The 16369-nt window shown below is 70.8% G+C and carries 13 protein-coding genes and 1 other RNA gene; 2 read left to right on the top strand and 12 right to left on the bottom strand.

The annotated features are described in order from the left end of the window. Nucleotides 1-114: 114 nt before the first annotated feature. From ACSU6L_RS22785 to ACSU6L_RS22760, 6 genes are all read right to left on the bottom strand, one after another. Nucleotides 115-840 (bottom strand): hypothetical protein, encoded by a 726-nt coding sequence (locus ACSU6L_RS22785; RefSeq protein ID WP_437059532.1) that lies wholly within the window; start codon nt 838-840, stop codon nt 115-117. A 90-nt stretch (nt 841-930) separates the two neighbouring features. After that, a complete protein-coding gene (gene nadE / locus ACSU6L_RS22780; RefSeq protein WP_437059530.1) occupies nt 931-1746 on the bottom strand; it encodes an ammonia-dependent NAD(+) synthetase in 816 nt (271 codons plus the stop codon). A 127-nt stretch (nt 1747-1873) separates the two neighbouring features. After that, nucleotides 1874-3043: an amidase domain-containing protein gene (locus tag ACSU6L_RS22775; protein WP_437059528.1), complete on the bottom strand. Its 1170-nt coding sequence runs from the start codon at nt 3041-3043 to the stop codon at nt 1874-1876. 146 nt (nt 3044-3189) lie between these two features. Beyond that, nucleotides 3190-4482 (bottom strand): hypothetical protein, encoded by a 1293-nt coding sequence (locus ACSU6L_RS22770; protein WP_437059526.1) that lies wholly within the window; start codon nt 4480-4482, stop codon nt 3190-3192. A gap of 58 nt (nt 4483-4540) precedes the next feature. After that, the gene (locus ACSU6L_RS22765; protein WP_437065015.1) at nt 4541-6805 is read right to left on the bottom strand and encodes a transglycosylase domain-containing protein; all 2265 of its coding nucleotides are present in this window, start codon (nt 6803-6805) and stop codon (nt 4541-4543) included. A gap of 339 nt (nt 6806-7144) precedes the next feature. Further along, nucleotides 7145-8113: a LysR family transcriptional regulator gene (locus tag ACSU6L_RS22760; RefSeq protein ID WP_437059524.1), complete on the bottom strand. Its 969-nt coding sequence runs from the start codon at nt 8111-8113 to the stop codon at nt 7145-7147. Between the two features lie 83 nt (nt 8114-8196). On the opposite strand from ACSU6L_RS22760, the gene ACSU6L_RS22755 reads away from it, so the two are divergent. Then, nucleotides 8197-9411, top strand: coding sequence for an MFS transporter (locus ACSU6L_RS22755; RefSeq protein ID WP_437059522.1), 1215 nt, complete (start codon nt 8197-8199; stop codon nt 9409-9411). Nucleotides 9412-9499: 88 nt separating this feature from the next. Next, nucleotides 9500-10510: a LacI family DNA-binding transcriptional regulator gene (locus tag ACSU6L_RS22750; RefSeq protein WP_437059520.1), complete on the top strand. Its 1011-nt coding sequence runs from the start codon at nt 9500-9502 to the stop codon at nt 10508-10510. 91 nt (nt 10511-10601) lie between these two features. On the opposite strand, the gene dacB is transcribed toward ACSU6L_RS22750, so the two are convergent. The 6 genes from dacB to ftsE all read right to left on the bottom strand — a co-directional run bounded on the left by dacB (nt 10602) and on the right by ftsE (nt 16257). After that, entirely contained in the window at nt 10602-12194 is a 1593-nt protein-coding gene (gene dacB, locus ACSU6L_RS22745) for a D-alanyl-D-alanine carboxypeptidase/D-alanyl-D-alanine endopeptidase (protein WP_437059518.1), read from the bottom strand. A 112-nt stretch (nt 12195-12306) separates the two neighbouring features. Further along, nucleotides 12307-12706: a transfer-messenger RNA gene (gene ssrA, locus ACSU6L_RS22740) on the bottom strand. A 116-nt stretch (nt 12707-12822) separates the two neighbouring features. Beyond that, a complete protein-coding gene (smpB, locus tag ACSU6L_RS22735; RefSeq protein WP_437059516.1) occupies nt 12823-13302 on the bottom strand; it encodes an SsrA-binding protein SmpB in 480 nt (159 codons plus the stop codon). An 83-nt stretch (nt 13303-13385) separates the two neighbouring features. After that, nucleotides 13386-14549: a S41 family peptidase gene (locus tag ACSU6L_RS22730; protein WP_437059514.1), complete on the bottom strand. Its 1164-nt coding sequence runs from the start codon at nt 14547-14549 to the stop codon at nt 13386-13388. A gap of 68 nt (nt 14550-14617) precedes the next feature. After that, on the bottom strand, nt 14618-15535 hold the full coding sequence (gene ftsX / locus ACSU6L_RS22725; RefSeq protein WP_437059512.1) for a permease-like cell division protein FtsX: 918 nt from the start codon (nt 15533-15535) through the stop codon (nt 14618-14620). Between the two features lie 32 nt (nt 15536-15567). Continuing rightward, the gene (gene ftsE / locus ACSU6L_RS22720) at nt 15568-16257 is read right to left on the bottom strand and encodes a cell division ATP-binding protein FtsE (RefSeq protein WP_043501321.1); all 690 of its coding nucleotides are present in this window, start codon (nt 16255-16257) and stop codon (nt 15568-15570) included. Between the last annotated feature and the right edge of the window lie 112 nt (nt 16258-16369).

The raw sequence follows: 16369 nt of genomic DNA, 5'->3' as shown, positions 1-16369 counted from the left end.
GCTCAGGTTCATCCCGAAGGTAGGGAGGGCGCGTTTCCGGACTGTGGCTGTGGGTGACCGGAAAGGAACTTTGCTCTCACCTTGGGGGGAGGCGGGGTGAGAGGTCGCTCCGGATCAGTGGGTCGGGGGCTGCCAGTAGGGGTTCTGCTGGGGGGCGTACGGCTGGGGGGCGTACGGCTGGGGAGGCGCCTGTGGGTAAGGCTGCGGCTGGGGATACGGCTGCTGGCCGAAGGGGTTGCCGTGCCCCGGCAGCTGCCCGCCCGGCGGCAGATACCGCACCCGCCCGCTTTCGTCGGCGACCGGCGTGAACCCGGCGGCCTGGAGGCGGGCCGCGAACTTGGCGTTGCGCCGCCGGTTGACGACGAACCCGATGGCGAGGATGCCCATGAGGACGACCCAGAGGACACCGGCCCAGAGCAGCGCGCCGCCACCGTCCTGCACGGCGACGGCACCCGCACCCACCGTGGCGCCGACCCCTGCGAAGAGCATCCGCTTCTCGGTGCTCTTCCCGGTGAGATCGAAGTTGATCCGAGCCTTCAGCAGCTCCAGCGCGTCCGGCACGAACGGCGGCAGGGAGACCCCGTCCCCCGCGTTCGGATACTGCGCCCAGTTCTGCGCGGCCCGCGCACGGGCGTACGGGCTCGGGTCCGGGACGATCAGCATGACGAGCGAGCTGTTGTTGGCGCCGCCCTGCCGTACGTCCGCGTACTCGTACCCGAACTGCTGCGCCACGAAGGCGAGTCTGGCGAGCTTCTTCACGGACGCCATGGCACTGGTGACCTGCACGGGCTCCCCGCCGGCCATCAGCCGCAGCATCTTCTGTATCTGCCGCTTGCTCACCCGCGACCACTCCCCCAACGACGCTCGCGCCACTCTGTTCACTTCAGCAACGCGGGGCAGTTTTCCACACCACCACCGGCGCCGCCGCGGTCAGGGAGCGATCGGCAGCTGACGCTTGTGCTCGGTGAGCCGGTACCGGCCGACGATCGCCTCGAAGGCTGGCTCGGCGACCGGCTTGCCCTCCAGGAAGTCGTCGATGTCGTCGTAGGTGACGCCGAGGGCGTCCTCGTCGGGCTTGCCCGGGTCGAGGGTCTCCAGGTCGGCGGTCGGGGTCTTCCAGACCAGCGAGTCCGGCGCGCCCAGCTCGGCGGCGATGGCCCGCACGCGCCGCTTGGTGAGACCGGTCAGCGGAACGACGTCGGCGGCACCGTCCCCGAACTTGGTGAAGAACCCGGACACGGCCTCGGCCGCGTGATCGGTCCCGACCACCAGCCCGTTCTCCGCGCCCGCCACCGCGTACTGGGCGATCATCCGCTGGCGCGCCTTGATGTTGCCGTGCACGAAGTCCTGGTGGTGCGCGTCCCGGAACACCGTGCCGCCGGCCACCACGGCCTCCAGCGCGGCGTCGCTCGCCGGCTTCACGTCCACGGTCAGCACCCGGTCCGCGCGGATGAACTCCAGCGCCCGCTGCGCGTCCGCCTCGTCCGCCTGGACGCCGTACGGCAGCCGCATCGCGAAGAACACCGCCTCGTGCCCGGCGTCCCGCGCCCGCTCGACCGCCAGCTGGCACAGGCGGCCCGCGGTGGAGGAGTCCACGCCGCCGCTGATGCCGAGGACGAGGGAGCGCAGGCCCGTCGAGGTCAGCCGCTCGGCGAGGAAGGCGACCCGGCGCTCGATCTCCTGCCGGGCGTCGAAGGACTCGCTCACCTGGAGGTCGCGGGCGATCTCCTGCTGCACGTCGGTCACGGTTGCTCCTCTGGTGCCTTGGGGGGACGGGAGAACTCTAGAAGACCGACGTGCCGGGGCCGCCTCCGCCCGGCGTGGGGGCTCGCCCCGCAAGGCGAGCCCCGGCGACCGTCCGCCACCGCCCCGGTCAGGTGCGGTACGCGTAGTACGCCGCGTTCGGGTACGACGCGATGACGCTCGCCACCGAGCGGCGGTAGGTGTTGGTGGAGTGGTACGTCAGGTACGGCACGCCCTGGGGGCTGCGGTACGTGACGATCATCGTGTGGTCCTTGGAGCCGTCCTTGTCGAAGTCGACCTGGAGGACGTCGCCGACGTCCATCTGGTAGACGTTCGCGAGGCTGGTGACGCGCTTGGAGTTCAGCGCGAACCAGGACCACTCGTTGACGCCGACGAACGAGTGCGACTGGATGTCGGCGTTGCCGAACCACCGGGTGTAGTCGTACACGTAGCCCGGCACGTGCTTCCAGCCGCCCGCCTTCAGGGACTGGCTGACGAAGTTGGTGCAGTCGCCGCCCGCGCCCTGGCCGTTGAAGTCCGGGTAGGCCGTGTTGTAGGTGCGCCAGTACTTCTCCGCGTAGGCGGCCATCGCCTTGTAGTCGTAGCCGCCGGCGGTGAAGTTCTTCGGGTTGGACGGCGCGGGCCGGGTGATGGCCGCGCGCGGGGCCGACGGCATGGTGTCGTCGGTGGTGGTGGCGGCGGTCCTCGACTTGGCGAGCTGGTTGACCGCGAAACCGCCGTCGTCGGTCTCACGGATGCCCGTGAGCCGCCAGTTGCCGCGCTTGTCGGCCTTGAAGGTCAACTCGTGGTGTGCCTGGAACCCGGTCGACTTCGGCTCGTCGCCGCGCACCTTGTCGTACGTCAGCGTCGTGGTCTCGGTGACCGCGACGACGGCCGTACGGCCGCGCACCTGGGTGCGGTCCAGGGTGACGGAGGTGTTCGCCGCGCTGTACTTCTCGCCGAGACGGGCCAGCCGGTCCTTGCGGTCGCCGAGCTGGTCCAGGGCGCTGTCCTCGGTACGGGCCGCACCGGAGGAGAGCGCGACCCGGCCGGAGAAGCCGTCGGTCCGCGGCTGGTCGGCCGCCGGCTCGTCGACCAGGGCGTTGGTGCGGTCGGTGAAGACCGCGTCGGCCAGTTTCTGGAACGTGGCCTTCGTCTTGGCGTCCACCTCTGGTTCGGTCGTGGTGGACGCTCCGGCGCTCCAGTTGGGCAGCAGTGCCACGCCCGCGACGACGGAGGCGGCGGCTGCCGTGAGTATCGTCGCGCGACGCCGCGTACGACTCACTTTCCTTGACTTCACTGAACTTTCCCCTCTTTCCCCGGCTGAGGAGTGCCGAGGCAGCGGAATCCTCCCATGCCATGTGTGGCTGCTGTGAAGAGGGTTGCAGGACCAACCGAGCGGCTGTTATCGGACCGTCATCGCCGCCCGCCGCAACGGGGGTTGGGTCACTGGACGACCGTCGACCAGTCGGGTGCCTGCGCCGGATCAAGGGTGCGCAGCCGCTCCAGGGTGGCCGGCTTCTGGGCGTCCATCCAGTCGGCGAGTTCCTTGAAGGACACGCACTTGACGTCCTTCTTGGTGCACACGGTCTTGATCATGTCGTCGACGGCGTTCATGTAGATGCCGCCGTTCCACTGCTCGAAGTGGTTGCCGATGAACAGCGGGGCCCGGCTGCCGTAGTAGACGCGGTTGAACCCGGCCATGTAGGCGTCGTAGGTCTCCTGCTGCCACTGCGGGTACATGGCCGGGTCGCCGTCGGTCTCGCCGTCGGACTGGTTGTAGAGGAAGTTGAAGTCCATGGACAGGCCCTGGTACTTGCCGCCCTCGTACGGGAGCATCTGCAGCGGGAAGTCCCAGATGCCGTTCTTCTTCGTCGGCCAGATCTGGAAGTCGCCGGCGGAGCTGGCGTCGTAGCGCCAGCCGTAGCTCTCGGCCGCCTTCAGCAGGTTGGCCTGGCCCTCGAGGCAGGGGGCGCGGCCGCCGGCGACCTCCTTCTTGATGTCGAAGGGCAGCGGGTCGAGGTCGGTGTAGCCGGTGTTCGTCTTCCACTTCTCGACGAACTCGTAGAACTGGTCGATCTCGCTCTTCCACTCCTCGACGCTCCAGTCGCCGCCGCCCTTGGCGCCGCAGAAGTGGCCGTTGAAGTGGGTGCCGATCTCGTTGCCGTCCTTCCAGGCGCCGCCGAGCTGCTCCAGGGTGGTGCGTATGTGTTCGTCGGTGGGGAAGCTGATCGCCGCGGTGCCCTTGGGGTGCTGGGGCGGGGAGTAGAGGTCCTTCTTGCTCTTGGGCAGCAGGTAGATGCCGGTGAGGAAGTACGTCATGTGGGCGTCGTACTGCCTGCCCATCTCCCGGTAGTGGGAGAAGAGGCCGTCGTCGCCCTGGAGGGCGCCGTCCCAGGAGAAGACCACGAACTGGGGCGGCTTCTGGCCGGGCTTGAGCGGCTCCGGCTTCAACTGGTCCTTCTGCGGGCCGGTGTAGGAGGTCGAGCCGTCGCCGAGCACCTTCGTCTTGCCGTCCCACTCCGGTTCCTCGCTCGCCCGCGCGGTCGGCTGCGACGACTTCGGGCCGTCCTGGGCGGACGCGGTCGGGGCGGTGTCGTCAGTGCGGGAGAGCACCAGGTAGCCGGCGACGAGGGAGGCGACGACGAGGCACGCCGCCAGGGTGAGGAACCCCGGGCGGGCGGCGGCGGGGCGGCGGCGTGCACGGGCCTTGCGGCGGCGGCCCGACGGTTGTTTCATCTGCGGCTCGATCTCTCGGGGACAGGGGCTGGGCGGTGCCGGTGGTCGCGCCGGGTGCTCAGCCGAGCGGTCTCACGGCACTGGACCAGATGCCGTACGGGACGCTGTCGGCGGCCGTCCCGGCCAGACCTTCCAGCGGCAGGGGTTCCAGGCTCTTGCCGAGGTCCATGCGGTAGACGACGACCGCGGTGGACACCTTCTCGGCGGTGCCGACGTACCAGGCGGCCTTGTCGTTCTCGGTCGTGCCGGCCTTCCCGGCGACCGTGGCGGAGGCGGACGCGGCCTCCGGGTGTGCGGCGCGGAAGGCGTCGACGAGGGCGGACTGGACCTCTCGGGCGGTGTCGGCGCCCATCGCGCGGCGGGTGGCAGGCTTGTCGAGGGCGACCGTGCGGCCGTTGTGGGTGATCTTCCGCACCGAGTACGGCTCGGTGTGCCTGCCGTCGGCGGCGAAGGTGGAGTAGCCGCTGGCCATCCGGATGGCACTGGGGGTGGAGCTGCCGGTGGACAGGGTGGGCACCTGGGCGCCGATGCTGGAGGGCAGCAGCCCGGAGGCCTCGGCGGTGGAGCGCACCTTCTCCAGCCCGGTGTCCATGCCGAGCTGCATGAACGGGGTGTTGACGGACAGCGCGAGCGCCTGGTGCAGGGAGATCTGCCCGTAGGACTTGCCGCCGTCGTTGCGTGCGGCGACCTTGCGGCCGCTGCGGTCCCAGTAGGGGCCCTCGGGGGTGGTGACGGGCACTTCGTCGTCGCCGTTGTAGAGGGTCTCCCCGGTCACCGGGGTGGGTTCGCCGTCGCGGCTCTTGCGGACACCGTGTTCCAGTCCGGCGGCGTAGACGAACGGCATGAACGCCGATCCGGCGGGGACGGTGGTCGCGTTGGACTCGTTGTAGCCCTGTTTGCGGTGGTCGGGGCCGCCGTAGACGGCGAGGATCCGGCCGTCGGCGGCGATGGAGGCGGCGCCGTAGTGGGCGGTCCTGGCGGCCTTCGGGTTGTCCTTCTTCGCCTGCTTCCGGGCCTTGGTCACGGCGTCGGTGAGCTGGTCCTCGCGGCCCTTCTCGAAGGTCGTGTAGATCTGGTAGCCGCCGCGGTCGAACTCCTGGTCGGAGATGTGCGCGGTCTTCTTGGCGTACTGGGCGGCGAGTTCGACCAGGTAGTCGCTCTGCTCACCGGTGTCGTACAGCGGGTTGCTCTCCAGCGGCTCCGGGAACTTCGTGTACTTGGCGCGTTCCTGCGGCGACAGCTTGCCGATCGCGACCATCCGGTCGAGGATCCACGACCAGCGTTCCACGGCCCGCTCGTGGTTGGCCTGGCTGAGCGTGGGGTCGTAGAGGCCGGCGCCCTTGAGCAGGGAGGCGAGGAAGGCGGCCTCGCTGACGTTCAGCTCGCTGACGTCCTTGCCGTAGTAGGCCTGGGCGGCGCGCTGGATGCCGTAGGTGCCGCGGCCGAACCAGCTGGTGTTGAGGTAGCCCTCGAGGATCTCGTCCTTGCTCATCCGGTTGTCGAGCTTGAGAGCCATCATCGCCTCGGTGAACTTGCGGCTGACGGTCTGGTCCTGGTTGAGGTAGACGTTCTTGACGTACTGCTGGGTGATGGTCGAGCCGCCCTGGGTGTCGCCCTGGCCGAGGGTGCGGAACACGGCGCGGGTGATGCCCTTGAAGGAGATGCCGGGGTCGCTGTAGAAGCTCTCGTTCTCGGCGGCGAGGACCGCCCAGCGGACGTCCTCGGGGATGTCGTCCAGCGACATCGACTGCCGCAGCACCCAGCCGGTACGGGCCATGGGGGTGCCGTCGGCCCAGAAGTAAACGTTGTCCTGCTGGGTGGCGTAGGTGTTGAGGTCCTCGGGGATGTCGGTGGCCGCGTAGGCGACGACCAGGAGGAGGCTGCTGAGGCCGAGGGTGGCGAGGAAGCCGCCGACGCTCTGCCGCCAGGACGGGATCCAGCGCCGCCAGCCGGTGCGGCCGGGCCGGGGGTACTGCGGACGCATCCGGCGGAGGTAGGGGCCGAGGAAGGCGGTGACGGGGCCGAGCACGGGGGCCAGCCGGGGGCCGAGCGCCGCGGTCAGGCCTGCGGTGAGGCGGGCGGCGGGAGAGGGGCGGGCGGCTTTGCGGCGGCGCCGGGAGGGCGTACCGGACGTCTCTGACTCACCGGAACCGGATCCGTCGGCTGTGCCGGAGTCGTCGGCTTTGCCGCCCTTGGGTATTCCACCCTCGGGTATTCCACCCTCGGGTATGCCGCCCTCGGGTATGCCGCCTTCGGGTACGCGCAGCTGCATGGTCTCGTCGGCGGCCGCTCGCTGCTGCGGCGCCGGGACCTTCAACTGCATGGTCTCGTCCGGCGAAAGGGGCACCTTGTCGCCGCCCCGATCGCGTCCCCCCTGCCCTGCCTGGGTCACGACTGTGCCTCCCTCCGCACTCCATGTTGCTCGCGCAGGCAGACGTACAGACGTACGAGAGTTTGCTGTCGGTTGCCGCAGCAGCGACCGCAAACCCTGAATCCCCCCGGACCTCGCGGGTCACCGCGGCGCTCTCAAGTTACCAGCGCTCTTCGCAAAGTCTCCACACAAAGTCGGGCGGAACAGGTCACATCTGAAGCGAAGGGCGGCTGGCCTGAGCCCGCGCGGCCGATCCGAGCATATGCCTACCGGATTTCTGTATACGCATTGTCAGTTGTGGAGGTTCATGAGCGAGATGTCCATGGCCGGAATCCATCCCCCGGCGGGCCGGTGGAGCCACCTCTCCTCGGCCGCCACCTCCGCCGCGGCCCGCCGCAACGCGTCCAGTCCCGGATGAACCAGCCCTTTCCGCCACACCAGCGACACCGGGGACAGCGGAACGGGGTCGACCAAGGGCCGCATCACCCGGTCGCGCATCCCCGGGAAGTCCACCACGGCGAGCACCGGATACCCGGTCTTCGCCATGATCCGCTCGAACTCCTCGTCACCGACGGCCAGCGGAACGGGCGGCGCCACCTCGATCCCCCGCCCCTCGAACAGGCGGCTCGCGAGGTCGGTCCACTCCCGCGTACGCGGGTTCCCGGCCCCCGCGTACACCCGCTCGCCCGCGAGCGCGGCCAGCGGCACGGCCTCCAGCCGGGCCAGCGGGTGCCCCTCGGGCAGCGCGATCACCATCGGCTCGAACCGCACCGGCTGGTGGGCCAGCCGGCCGCGCAGCGCCGGGCCGAGCCCCGCGTACCGTCCGAACGACGCGTCCAGCCGCCCCCCGGCCAGTTGCTCCGCCGCACCGGTCAGCCCGCTCTCGTAGCGGGCCATCAGCTCCAGCCCGGGGGCGAGTTCGCGGGCCCGGCGCAGCACCCGGTGCGCGGTGCCGAGGCCGGGGAAGTTGAGGTCGACGAGGAGCGGCCGGGCCTGCCCGAAGGCGGCGAGCAGGTCGTCCTGCGCCTGGAGCGCCCGGCGCGCGTGGGGCAGCAGCCGCTCGCCGTCGCCGGTCAGCGTCACCTGGCGCGTGGTCCGCACGAACAGCTCGGCGCCCAGCTCCCGCTCCAGCCGCCGTACGTCCCGGCTGAGCGCCTGCTGGGCGACGTAGAGCCGGGCCGCGGCCCGGGTGAAGTGCAGCTCCTCGGCGACGGTCACGAAGGCGCGCAGGAGCCGGGGGTCGATGTGCGGGGCGGACATCCGGGCAACTTACAACACAGGCGCGTGAATCCGCGCCGAACCGGTGTTGGACCCCTTGATCACTTCCGGGCGACGGTGGACCCATGCCGTACCGACAGCTCTTCGCCCACCCGGGCGCCAAGGCCTTCACCGCCGGAAACCTGATAGCCCGCCTGCCGATGGGCATGTTCAGCGTGAGCGCGGTCGTGATGATCGCCGGGGCGCGGGACTCCTACGCCCTCGCCGGCGCCGTCACCGCGACCGGCCTCGCCGCGACCGCGCTGGTCGCGCCCTGGACCGCCCGGCTCGTGGACCGGTACGGCCAGGCCCGGATCGCCGTACCGGCCACCCTCGTCGCCTCCCTCGGCAGCATCGCCCTGATCCTCTGCGTCCGCCGGGGCACCCCCGACTGGACCCTGTTCGCCGCCTACGCCGCCACCGCGACCACCCCCAACACCGGTGGCATGTCCCGCGCCCGCTGGGCCCACCTGCTGAAGGGCGACGCGGCCGCGCTGCACACCGCGAACGCCTTCGAGCAGGCGGCCGACGAGCTGTGCTTCATGCTGGGCCCGGTGCTCGCGGCCTTCCTGTGCGGGACCTTCTTCCCGGAGGCGGGCACGCTCGTCGGCGTCGTCCTGCTGCTGTCCGGCGTCCTGCTGTTCGCCGCGCAGCGGTCCACGGAGCCGCCCGCGCGGCCCGCCGTGCGCGGGAGGTCGCCGCTGCGCGCGCCCGGCATCCCGCCGCTGCTCGTGGTCTGCCTCGCCATGGGCGTGGTCTTCGGCGCGCTGGAGGTCGTCACGATCGCGTTCGCGGACGCCCACGGCATGCGGACGGCGGTCGGCGTGGTGCTGGGCCTCCAGGCGGCCGGGTCCTGCGCGGCCGGGCTGGTGTACGGCCGGTTCCGGCCGCGCGGACGGGCCGACGTCCGGTACGTGTGGTGCATCGCCGCCATGACCGGGGCGCTGACCCTGCCGCTGCTCGCCGCGACGCTCACCGGCTCCCTGCCGGTGCTCGCGGGCGCGCTGCTGGTCGCGGGGATGGCGACCGCGCCGACGATGGTGACCGGCATGGCCCTGGTGCAGGAGCGCACGCCTGCGGGGCGCCTCAACGAGGGCATGACGCTGGCGGTGACCGGCCTGCTGGGCGGGATTGCGGGCGGCAGCGCGCTGGGCGGCTGGTCGGTGGAGCACCTGTCGGTGACGGCGGGCTACGCGGTGCCGGTCGCGGCGGCGGGCACGGCCCTGCTGACCGCTCTCGCGCCGCTCGCGCTCGGCCGGCGCGAAGGAAGGCTCGTCCACTCCGTTGAACCGCTCCACTGAATCCTTCCGACCCCATTGACCGGTCCGCTGATCCGCCTTTACCGTCGCTCGTCGAAGCGCTTCGACAACGAGCGGTGGAGCCCGCCTGATGGTGAAGATCACGGACGTGGCCCGGCACGCCGGCGTCTCCCCCAGCACCGTGTCGTACGCCCTCAGCGGCAAGCGCCCGATCTCCGAGGAGACCCGGCGCCGCGTGCACGCCTCCATCCGCGCCCTCGGCTACCGCCCGCACGCGGGCGCCCGCGCCCTGGCCGGCGGCGAGCCGAACGTCATCGCCCTGGTGCTCCCGCTGCGGGCGGGCGTCCACGTGCCGACGGCCATGCAGTTCGCGGTGTCGGTGGTGACCACGGCACGGGCGTACGGCCACGACGTCCTCGTCGTCACCCAGGACGAAGGCGCGGACGGCCTGCGCCGGGTTGCCGACACGGCCCTGGTGGACGGGCTGATCCTGATGGACGTACAGCTGCGCGACCCCCGGCTGCCGCTGCTGCGGGCCCTGGACCGGCCGGCCGTGCTGATCGGCCTCCCGGCGGACCACGCCGGACTCACCTGCGTCGACCTCGACTTCAGGGCGGCGGCCGAGACCTGCGTGGACCACCTGGCGGAGCTGGGCCACCGGGTGGTGGCCCTGGTGGGCTCCCCGCCCGAGGTCTACGTCCGCCGGACCGCGTTCGCCCAGCGCGTGGTCCAGGGCTTCACCGCCGCAGCCGACCACCACGGCCTCGTCTCCGCCGTCCACCCCTGCGAGCCGACGCCCGCGGCGGCCCTCCGGCTCGCCGAGCGACTGCTGCGCGAACACCCGGCGCTGACGGGGCTGGTGGTCCACAACGAGGCCGCCCTGAACCCGCTCCTGGACGCCTTCGAACGGCTGGGCCTGCGCGTCCCCGGAGACCTCTCGGTCACCGCCATCTGCCCGCCCGGCCTCGCGGAGTCCACCCGCGTCCCCCTGACGTCGGTCACCCTGCCCGCCGCCGAGATCGCCGGCCGCACGGTGGAACTCCTGCTGCGCGAACCGGCCGGCGGCCCGGTACCGGCGACGACGCTCCTGCCTCCGGCCCTGACGGTCCGGGGCAGCACGGCACGGCGAACGGCACGGTGACACCCCTCAGGTGTGCGGCAAACCGCGCGAGAGGCCACGACGTACCCGCACCCGCCTGATCCCCGGACCCCCGACGCGCACACGCGCCCGCTCAGCAGCGCACAGGCTTACGCCACGCGCACTCCAGGCCGTCGGCCTCGGCCTCCGCCTGCCCGCCCCGGTCCCGCCGAGGAGTGACCAAGGTGGCCGCCTCCGCGCTGGACCGGGCGAGGGTGGTGACGATGGCGTCCTCCAGAGGCTTCACCGACGATGCCAGATGGTTGTTGAGCACGATGGCGTACGCCAGCTCACGGCCGCCCGCGTCGGTGACGTACCCGGCCAGGGCGGAAGCGCCGGTCAGCGAACCGGTCTTGGCGCGGGCGTTGCCCGCCGCGGGCGTCCCGCACATCCGGGTGCGCAGGGTGCCGCCGGTGAACCGGCCGGGGTCGCAGGCGACCGGCAGGGAGCGGTACCAGTCGGCGTACCAGGGCTCCGCGCGGGCGGCGAGCAGGAGCGCGGTGAGCTGGGCGGCGGGGAAGTTGTCCATCCGGGACAGCCCTGACCCGTCCACCTGGCGGAGCTTCGCGGTGTCGACGCCGACGCCCTTGAGGTAGCCGCCGACGGCGGCGAGCCCGGCGGACCAGCTGCCCTTGCCGGAGACCTCGTAGCCCATGGCCTTGGTCAGCACCTCGGCGTGCATGTTGTTGGACAGCTTCATGAACGGGATGAGCAGGTCCTTCAGCGGCATGGACCGGTGCTCGGCCAGCCGCCGCGCGCCCTCCGGTGTCTGGCGGCCCGGCCGGGTCGGCCCGGTGACCCGCACGCCGTGCGCGGCGAGGGCGTCCCGGAAGACGGCGGCGGCGTAGCCCGTGGGCTCCCAGACACTGATCCACGCCTTGCCGCCGCTGCCGCCGACGGGGGTGGTGCCGGTGACGACGACGGTGTTGGTGCCGTGCTCGCGGTCGACGGAGAGGGCGTTGGCGCCCCCGGCGGCGACGGTGGTGGCGCGGACGTCGACGTCCACGTACTCGGTGTCGGGTGTGAGCGTGACGACCGGCTCGTCCCCGGCCTCCGCACCCGGCGTGACCTGCACGAGCACCGTGCCGGTGTCGTAGTCGGTGTCCGGGGCGACGCTCAGCGCGCTGATCTGGGCGGCGTAGTAGGCGGCCTCGTCGTCGGCCGCCCAGCCCCGTCCGACGCGCTCGGCGTCGAACCTGGTGTCGTCGGCGACGAGCCGCCCCTCGACCCGCTTGATCCCGGCCTCGGCGACCCGGGCGGCGAGCCGGTCGTAGTCGGCGGCGAGGAGGGTGGGGTCACCGGTCCCGCGCAGATACAGATCGCCGCGGAGCACCGAGCCGTACTGCCGTCCGCCGGCCAGCACATCCGTGCCGAAGCGGTACTCCGGGCCCAGGATCTCCAGGGCGGCGGCGGAGGTGGCGAGCTTGGTGGTGGAGGCGGGCATCAGCCGCGTCGAGCCGTTGCGCTGGTAGAGCACCTCGCCGCTCTCGGTGTCGGCGATCACCACACCGGCCACGCCGCCCTCCATCCGGGCGTCGCCCAGCACGGTGTCGATGGCCTCGGCCAGCCCGCTGCGATCCCCGTCGGCCCCGGCGAACGCCCCCGGCCCCAGCAAACCGGCGACCAGCCCGCCCACCAACACCCAACGCCACGCCCGTCCGGGCGAGTTGACCCCGAATCTCTTCATGCCACCGCAGCATCCCGGATCCCCGGGCCCCACAACAGACCGCCTCGCACGACGCCGCACATGACAAAGGCCCCGGCGCTCGGAAGCGTCGGGGCCTTGCCCACATGGGAGTGAGTGGAGATGGCGGGAATCGAACCCGCGTCCAACGGTGCGGAACCAGGGCTTCTCCGTGTGCAGTCCGCTCTGATTTTCTCGGCCCCGGAGATCACGCGGACAAGTCTCCGACGGGCTCAGTCACTGTTTGGTTTCCCTCTTCACCCCGTGACCGGGATCGAGGTTTAGTCCCCTAGCTGATGCCAGGATCCGGGTCGGGAACAGCCCCGGGCTGACACTCCCTTAGTAGGAGGCTCGCTCTGCTACCTGAGATCAGGCAGCGAGGGCGAAGGCCTGCTGGGAGGAATCGCGCTTGGTGTTGGCGATTATTTTTTTCGGCCTGTGGTTTACGAGATCATGGCCGCTTCCTCGACACGCTTCCCCTGCTTCGACAGCCGCTGTCGAAACCGATCATCCCCATGTTGATTTTTCAAATCCGCCGGAGGTAACCCCCGGACAGGATCGCGCACCCGCTTGCGGTGCAGATGCCATCGTACGTGACCAACGCGGACGTGTGCCAGCGTATTCCCGGGGGTCAGGCCCGCTGCTTGCGCCGGACCGCGGACATCGCGCGCTCCGCCTCGCGCCGGTCCTGCTTCTCCCGCAGGGTCTGCCGCTTGTCGTACTCCTTCTTGCCCTTCGCCAGCGCGATCTCGATCTTCGCCCGGCCGTCCTTGAAGTACAGGGCGAGCGGCACGATCGTGTGGCCCGTCTCCTGGGACTTGGACTCCAGCTTGTCGATCTCCATGCGGTGCAGCAGCAGCTTGCGCTTGCGGCGGGCGCTGTGGTTGGTCCAGGTGCCCTGGCTGTACTCGGGCACGTGCACGTTGTACAGCCACGCTTCGTGACCGTCCAGCTGCACGAAGCCGTCGACCAGCGAGGCGCGCCCCTGACGCAGTGACTTCACCTCGGTGCCGGTGAGGACCAGTCCGGCCTCGTAGGTGTCGAGGATCAGGTAGTCGTGCCGCGCCTTCTTGTTCTGCGCGATCAGTTTGCGCCCTTTTTCCTTAGCCATAGTGCCGACCATTTTCGCACTACGGAGGGGGTGTGCGGGAAGTCATTAAGGGAGGGTCCTGCTGAGTCCCGTTGGGTTGCCCTCTAGTCGCCGAGACCCGTCAGCACGGTCTCCGCGCGGGGCAGCGCGTCCTCGTCGGCCTCCAGGTCGGGCGTGATGCCGTGGCCGTCGACCGCGCGGCCGGAGGGGGTGCGGTAGTGGCCGACGGTCAGCTCGGCGACGGAGCCGTCGGGCAGCCGGGTCGGCATCTGGACCGAGCCCTTGCCGAAGGTGCGGGAGCCGACGACGACCGCGCGGCCCCGGTCCTGCAAGGCGCCGGTCAGCAGCTCGGCCGCGCTCATCGTGCCCCCGTCGACGAGCGCGACCAGGGGTCTTTCGGTGTCGCCGCCGAGCTCGGCGTGCAGCGCCTGCTGATCCCCGTCGACGTCGTAGGTGGCCACGAGCCCGCCGTCGAGGAAGGCGGAGGCGGCGGTGACGGCCTCGGTGACCAGGCCGCCGGGGTTGCCACGCAGGTCGAGGACGATCCCGGCACCGCGCGGGGCCTTCCGTACGGCGGCGCGGACGGTGTCGCCGGAGCCCCTGGTGAAGGCGCCGATCTTGATGAGGGTGTCCCCCTCGGGGAGCTCGCGGACGCTCACCGTGTCGGTCGAGAGGCGGGCCCTGCGCAAGGTGACGTCCCACTCGCGCGTGCCGCGCTCCAGGCCGAGCCGGACGGTCGTGCCGGCGGGCGCGTCGGTGGCGTCACCGCGCAGTAAGGAGACCACCTCGGTGACGGGCCGCCCGTCGACCGCGCGGCCGTCGATGCTGCGCAGCCGGTCGCCCGCGCGGATCCCGGCGGCGTCCGCCGGCGACCCGGCGGCCACCTCGGTCACCTCGATCCGCCCGCCGCGCTCGCGCCGCGCCCCCAGCCCGACGCCCGTGTAGGCGCCGTCCAGGGTCTCCTCGAACTCCTCGTACTCGCCCTCGGAGTAGACGGCGCCCCAGCGGTCCCCGCTGCGGCTGACGGCCCGCTCGGCGGCCTCCAGGGGCGACTTGCCGTCGGCCATCGCCTCTACGGCGGCCTCCGTCACCTCGTCCGGGCGGGCCACGGAGGCCGCCGTACGGGACGGGCCGGGCGCGGGCCTGCGCTCGGTGCCGGGCAGGGAGCCCGTGGCGGCGCCGGTGACGACCACGCTCGCGAAGAGCAGTGTCAGGGCGGCCCCGCGGCGCATGCGGCGGGGCTGACAGAACAGGTCACGACCTGACATGCCGGTGAGTCTAGGACAACGGAAAGGGCCGTACGGTCGGTTGACCGCACGGCCCCTCTTGGCGTGCGTCACACCTTCAAGTACTTGCGCAGCGCGAAGAACGCGGCCAGCGCGGGCATCAGAAGGCTGGTGGCGAGGATGAGCGGCAGCTTCGTCAGCACGGCGTCCCAGCCGATGAAGTTGATCAGCGCCAACTGGTCGGCCAAGGCCAGTCCGTGGTCGATGAGGAAGTACCGGGCGGTCACCAGGAACGCGCACGCGACCACGCCGCCGATGAGTCCGGCGACCGCGGCCTCCATGATGAACGGCGCCTGGATGTAGAAGCCGGAGGCGCCGACCAGGCGCATGATCCCGGTCTCGCGCCGCCGGCTGAACGCCGAGACGCGCACCGTGTTGACGATCAGCATCAGCGCGACGACCAGCATCAGGGCCATCACCGCGCGCGCGGCCCAGTTCATGCCTTCCAGCAACTTGAAGAGGTTGTCCAGGGTCTCCCTCTGGTCCCGCACGGACTGCACGCCGTCCCGGCCGTTGAAGGCAGTCGTGATGACCTGGTACTTCTCCGGGTCCTTCAGCTTGATGCGGTACGACTCCTGCATCTGGTCCGGCGTCAGCGAACTGGCCAGCGGGGAGTCGCCGAACTGGTCCTTGTAGTGCTTGTACGCCTCATCCTGCGACTCGTAGGTCACGGTGTCGACGACCGGCATCTTCTCCAGGTCGGTCTTGATCTGGTCTTTCTGCTCCTTGGTGACCGCGCCCTTGGCGCAGGCGGGGTCGGACTCGGCGTCAGCCTTGTTGCAGAGGTAGATCGAGACGTTGACCTTGTCGTACCAGTAGCCCTTCATGGTGTTGACCTGGTCGGACATCAGCAGCGAGCCGCCGAACAGGGCCAGGGACAGGGCGACGGAGACGACGACGGCGAAGGTCATCGTCAGATTGCGGCGGAGACCGACACCGATCTCCGACAGAACGAACTGGGCGCGCATGGCGTCTGGTTAAGCCTTTCCGTCGTGGATCGTCAGTGCTGGTAGCCGTAGACGCCACGGGCCTGGTCGCGGACGAGGCGGCCCTTCTCCAGCTCGATGACGCGCTTGCGCATCTGGTCCACGATGTTCTGGTCGTGCGTGGCCATCACGACGGTCGTACCGGTGCGGTTGATCCGGTCGAGCAGCTTCATGATGCCGACGGAGGTCTGCGGGTCGAGGTTGCCGGTGGGCTCGTCGGCGATCAGCAGCTTGGGCCGGTTGACGAAGGCGCGCGCGATGGCGACGCGCTGCTGCTCACCGCCGGACAGCTCGCCCGGCATCCGGTCCTCCTTGCCGCCGAGGCCGACCAGCTCCAGCACCTGCGGCACGGACTTGCGGATCTCGCCGCGGGACTTGCCGATGACCTCCTGCGCGAAGGCCACGTTCTCGGCGACGGTCTTGTTCGGCAGCAGCCGGAAGTCCTGGAAGACCGTGCCCAGCTGGCGGCGCATGTGCGGCACCTTCCAGTTGGACAGGCGTGCGAGGTCCTTGCCCAGAACGTGCACCTGTCCGTGGCTGGCCCGCTCCTCGCGGAGGATCAGCCGCAGGAAGGTGGACTTTCCGGAGCCGGAGGACCCCACGAGGAACACGAACTCGCCCTTCTCGACCTCCAGGGAGACATCCCTGAGGGCTGGGCGGGTCTGCTTGGGGTAGACCTTGGAGACATTGTCGAATCGGATCACGGATGCACCACGGGTCGCCGGGGGTAGATGAGCGTGACCATACGCGAAGCGAGTGGGCAACCGCAGTCACCGGTCGGGGTTGCGCGTCACATGTACGTTTTGTGCACGCGTC

Source organism: Streptomyces sp. enrichment culture (assembly GCF_964272855.1).
Lineage (GTDB): Bacteria > Actinomycetota > Actinomycetes > Streptomycetales > Streptomycetaceae > Streptomyces.
Note: the sequence above shows the minus strand (reverse complement) of the source record. Positions and strands in the feature narration are given on the sequence as shown.